The following is a 4,310-nucleotide window of genomic DNA, read 5'->3' as shown; positions in this document are numbered from 1 at the left end:
TAGGATACCTGGCAGGCGACTCGATGCTGTCTTCATTCATATTGAAACCCGGAATAAGATCGCATTTTCGTATGGATTCCGGAGATTCTACAATTTTTTTGCTATAAAATCAATAATTTAGTTTCTAGACAGGCTCTGAGAGCTAAAACACCATGATCAGGTCATGTTTTGGCTCTCAGTGCCCTATTATAGTAGTATTGGTCTGGGACCTGTGGTTCGTCCGCGTGTTTTGGAATCGGGAACTGTCGGGGCAGGAAATACGCAAGAAAGCCAGACTGAAGCTGTCGGGTACCGGAGGCGGCAACCGAATTGTTGGCCGCATTTACCTACTGGTGGTTGGAATTCTTATGCGTTCATCAAATCCGCGGATCGCTCGCAAAAGATCATTGAAACGGTGCGGTGAAAATCTTCTATGGATTTGCTCCACGCAACGCCGACGGCGGATCGCCGCGTGTCGTCGGCTCCACCAGAGCGTCCAGGTCCCGCAACAGCGTCGTATCTTTGATCATCAGCTTCTTGCGCCCACCACCCGCGGCGCCAATCCGGCGCGACCCACCAGCCAACGACTCACCGCCGACGGGTGTCGCCAGATATCGCTGCATCACTGCGCGCACGCGGCGCAACCCCTCAGTTGCGCCTTGACCGACACTGCAGCTTTGACTAGCCTTAGAATTGCGTTTGCTCAGGGCTCCCAGAGGCGCTTGAAGTTTTTGTCATCATGCTTCTCCTCGTCACCGACGTAGCGGGGACTGTTGGCCCAAGCAACCGCGTCGGGATATCACAAGAACGCAAAGGACAGTCATGAACGCCTTCTTCGATCTCTTGTTTTCCGACGACCGCGGAGTCTGCCTAGCCTGCAACATTCTCGATTCGCTCCAGGAAGGACTCTTCCCCCTGGACCGATTTCGCCGACTCATGGAGAGTGTGCGCAGTGAGCTTGAGAGAGACCGATCCAACGTCCGCACCACTACGGATCTAACTGGCCTCATCTCCAGAGTCGCGTCGGGCTTTTCGGCGGCTCAACCAGAAAAGCACTTGATGGTCGCTACCATTTCAAGCCCGGTTCCAGGCCAACGACTAGCGCATGCGCTGAAGTCGGAGACACTCACCCGTTGGGTCGGCCATATGGCGAATCCCGATCTCATTCCAGAGCCAGTTCCCCCGCGGTCAGATCCCGGGCTCGACGCGTATCAAAGGACGATACAGGCGATCAATGATGCAATCGCACAGGATCCCTCTCAAGTCTTCGCTGCGGATGCCAACATCGGATACGAAGTCCCGGCCCAGTGCCTCGTCAGCCACGTTTGGTTTACACGCGAAGACGTGTTGGTGGAGCACCTAGCCAGCGGTGATGATCTACGCGACGTTCTCGGACTCGAGACCCCGCTGGAGAAATACCAGATGCTCGCGGTATTCGATGATACGGAGCCGAATCGCTGCGGTGTGGCCCGTCCAACTTTCGCTGACGGCGGCAACAGTCGCTTTCGAGTCAAACCCGACCAGGCAACCTCGACCGACTGGGGTACAACCGTACACCTCGGCAAATTGCAGAACGGGTCGCCCGAGATCGACGGCGCACCAGAACGCATAGCGGCGATGATGTCACTACGCGCACTGAATCTCGAATTTCGTCCGGTAGGCTGGGTATTATATCCAAGGGATACTTCCAGTCGAGCCTCCCATGCGGACTTCGCGGAGCGCCTTCTCCGGGGAAGAGAACGCGGGACGGTTCGATCAGCAATCGCGGGATTCTTGATATGACGGGACCACTTGAACCCAACGACATCCAAGCTCTCCTCGACTATACCGAAGAGGATTTCGCGGATTGGCTCCAAGAAGGCTATTGTGCACTGACTTCGACAGACAGGGAGATTGCCGGATACGCCTTCTTTCCGCTCCACAACCTCATGGCGAGCAGACAGTCGATTGCGGACTTCCTGGAACAGATTTACTGTGCATTTCCCGACCGGTTAAACGTCAAGGCCCGTTTCCGCAAGGGCCTAGCAACGGCTTTCGAACGGCTTGCACGTGAACCGAATATGGAGCGCCAGCTGCCGGAAGTCCTGCACCTTGCCACCCTGATTAGAGCAGACGAGCTCGCACACCGGCTTGTCCCGGCTCTTTCCCTGATACCCAAGCGGGGTGGTGTTAACCCCACTTACGGGGCACTCACTTATCTCAACTCTCTCGCGCCATTTGCCGAAGGCCCGCCAATTGTCCGCAACATCGTCACGCTGCCTGACACCGAGCCGCGGTTCGCCGTTTTCGCGTGGTTAACTATGTGCAAATGTGATCCAGACAATTGGCCAAACCATTTGGCTGCATCGCGTGAGCTCATAAGCGCTGCACGGCGCTTGCACCCCGGCACTCCGGAGATCACCGCTGCTCGTTTCGCCTCATTCATGCCTTTAGCAAACATTGCAGCCCATCTTCATCGGCTCGTTTATTGCGATAACAACGAGTTGGCTCGCCAAGCCGATAACTGGCTACTGAACGCATTGATGGGGAGTCCGAGCAGCCCTTACCTTGTGATTAGACGCGAAACCGATTTCGCCCTCGGACTTCGGCCGAGCACTCCGGACCAGCCAATGCCATGGGAGCACATTACCGAAGGCGATATTCGTGCGGACGATCCAACCCCATTCCTGCGCCGTATCTCCAAGGATTATTGGCCTCCAAGCTCCGATCAGCGCCCCGCCCGGAGTCCCGCGATCGAGACTGACCTGGGAGATATTCACGCTGCGTTCCAGCGCTTCGACAGTATTCTGCAACCAAATCGGGTGGAATGCTGATCATGACTAGCAGCGACCGTGAAATCCGTCACCTTAGGAATGCGGCCAAGCTCCTGTTGGATGTCGACGGACTACTACAGGACCATGCCTTTGAGGAAACAGGCGGGCAAGTCATCTATGCGGTTGATACCGATATTGTACATCTGTACCTGTCGCCACCGACTAATGCTCGCTACGCTGATGTATTCCATCAGGGGCATACAGAGCAGAGCGTCGTTCTGCTCGCTTGGCTCCTATGTGACCTGATCTTTGACCACCGATGCGGCTTCGCCAAGCATCGGCCTTTCGTGCTGGTGCCGCCGCACGACGAAGAACTTCAAAGGACAGCGGACGCGCTCCAGCGCAAGCTGCTCCAGCTCACGGAGAGAGTCGAGAATGAGATGGGCAATACGGTGCTTAAATTGAGGCAGCTGATCCAGGACAGCACCACCACGTCCCCGGACGCGGTCAGGGCGCTCGCCGAGCGGCTGGCGCAGGAAGCACCAAGACTTATCGCATCTTTCCAGGAACGCCGCGAAGGTCCGGAGTTGGAGCTGAAGCGGTTTGCCGATCTCGCTAGGGCGAACGCTTTTATACCGATGGAAGCGCTCATTGTACCGGCCCTAGGCTGCTCTTTGCCTTGCCCCGATGTTGCGAGGAATATTGAACATTCCGTCAAGTTTAATGCCACCAAGACGGAGTGGCGAAAAGCGCTTACAAAACATAGAGATATAAGGAAGCCTGCTTACGCCATCGAAGCAGACGCCGAGGTCCTGGCGAGGCTGGATTGGATCAACAATAATCCGGGTACCCGCGATCAGATACGTCTTGTCCTGATCACGGGATCCCACGATATCTTCTTAGCGGCGCGTGATCTTGAGACCGGTCCTGACTATGCGGCCAAGTATCTTCGCCATCCCCGAAGCTTCTTGGGACTGAGAGATGCGTTTGCCATCCTCCGCGAGAATGATTCCGCGGTGGCTGACAGTAACTCCGTGAAGGTGAAGCTCAACGTCGTGGAATGGCTGAATCTCTTCTTTCCCGAAGCCGTGAGGCTAAATGAGGCGACGGACAGAACCGCTAGCGTCGACCGAAAGCTGCTGCAACGCTGGTTGAAAGATGATGGAAGCGGCGACATTGGCCATTGGAAGGCAATGGTCGAACGCCTTCGGCGGGTGACACAAAGCACCAGTCTTGATGACTACGTATCGGAATGGGGTAAGCACGTTCGCAACGTAACTGTAGCACGGAGCATTCTGCCCAAGTTTGTTTCGGATAATACTAATGATCAAGAAGCTATTGCAGAGGGCATTGTCAAGCGCGCTCACGACACGAATTACATCGCAGGCAATGCACCCTTATACGACGCCGTCTACTGCTCATCCGTCAAGTCCCTGAGTCGTAATCGTTCAGACCCCCCCCTTCCGGAACGCGGTGGCGTGGGGGCATTGTGTTGGAGGATAGCACCCCAACAGTTGGTGGCGTCGCGGGGACCCCACCGTTCAGCCTGACGCGCACATGAAACTCGACCGACACGAT

3 protein-coding genes are annotated in these 4,310 nt (G+C 56.0%); all 3 read left to right on the top strand.

Features of this window, described 5'->3' with window-relative positions; translation table 11 throughout:
* The first annotated feature begins 801 nt into the window (after positions 1-801).
* From QZX93_RS25675 to QZX93_RS25665, 3 genes are read left to right on the top strand one after another with little or no spacing between them, the layout of a single operon-like run.
* The gene (locus tag QZX93_RS25675; RefSeq protein WP_295390688.1) at positions 802-1,761 is read left to right on the top strand and encodes a hypothetical protein; all 960 of its coding nucleotides are present in this window, start codon (positions 802-804) and stop codon (positions 1,759-1,761) included.
* A complete protein-coding gene (locus tag QZX93_RS25670) occupies positions 1,758-2,792 on the top strand; it encodes a hypothetical protein (protein WP_295390687.1) in 1,035 nt (344 codons plus the stop codon). The genes QZX93_RS25675 and QZX93_RS25670 overlap by 4 nt, the downstream gene beginning before the upstream one ends.
* A gap of 2 nt (positions 2,793-2,794) precedes the next feature.
* The gene (locus tag QZX93_RS25665) at positions 2,795-4,282 is read left to right on the top strand and encodes a hypothetical protein (RefSeq protein WP_295390686.1); all 1,488 of its coding nucleotides are present in this window, start codon (positions 2,795-2,797) and stop codon (positions 4,280-4,282) included.
* Positions 4,283-4,310: the final 28 nt, after the last annotated feature.

Origin of the sequence: uncultured Thiodictyon sp. (genome assembly GCF_903946935.1) — a bacterium.
Lineage (GTDB): Bacteria > Pseudomonadota > Gammaproteobacteria > Chromatiales > Chromatiaceae > Thiodictyon.
The sequence above is the reverse complement of the archived record's forward strand: the minus strand, read 5'-3'. Positions and strand labels throughout refer to the sequence as shown.

What these genes read in the sequence shown, in the direction of transcription:
- QZX93_RS25675 (WP_295390688.1), top strand. Translation starts at nt 802, where the DNA reads ATGAACGCCTTCTTCGATCTCTTGTTTTCCGACGACCGCGGAGTCTGC.
- QZX93_RS25670 (WP_295390687.1), top strand. Translation starts at nt 1,758, where the DNA reads ATGACGGGACCACTTGAACCCAACGACATCCAAGCTCTCCTCGACTAT.
- QZX93_RS25665 (WP_295390686.1), top strand. Translation starts at nt 2,795, where the DNA reads ATGACTAGCAGCGACCGTGAAATCCGTCACCTTAGGAATGCGGCCAAG.